At 61.5% G+C, this 470-nt stretch carries 1 protein-coding gene and 1 pseudogene; both read left to right on the top strand.

From position 1 onward, the window contains the following. Nucleotides 1-287, top strand: a pseudogene (locus ACYPYD_RS16850) (IS21 family transposase); the annotation flags it as partial. A gap of 10 nt (nt 288-297) precedes the next feature. Next, nucleotides 298-470 (top strand): ATP-binding protein (locus ACYPYD_RS16845; RefSeq protein ID WP_459664328.1); only part of this gene is annotated, 173 nt, incomplete at its 3' end.

Below are 470 nucleotides of genomic sequence, written 5' to 3'. Positions count from 1 at the left end.
GCCGGATCGGGCCGATGCTATCCTTGCTGGTCGAGAAGGTCATCGAGGCAAAGCCCCATCCCGAACAGGGCTATCGATCCTGTCTGGGCATCATCGGGCTCGAAAAACGCTTCGGTCCCGAGCGCCTCGAAGCTGCGGCGTTGCGCGCGCTGGAGATCCAGGCGCGCAATTACCCGTCGGTTAAATCGATCCTCGAGAAGGGCCTCGACCAGGTGCCCGTTCCCCAATCCCCCGAGCAAGAGCCGATCATCCATTCCAACATCCGCGGCTCGAGCTACTACAACTGAAGGAGCAAGAATGCTGAAGCATCCCACTCTGGACCTTCTGGGCCAACTCGGCCTCGCCGGCATGGCCAAGGCCTTCGCCGAGATGGAAAGCAACGATGACGCAGCCAGTCTCAGCCACGCAGAATGGCTGGCACTGCTGCTCGACCACGAGGCCACCTACCGAAATGACAGGCGCCTCGCTCT

Source organism: Novosphingobium sp. 11B, from assembly GCF_054589055.1.
This window is presented reverse-complemented; position numbering and strand designations above follow the sequence as displayed.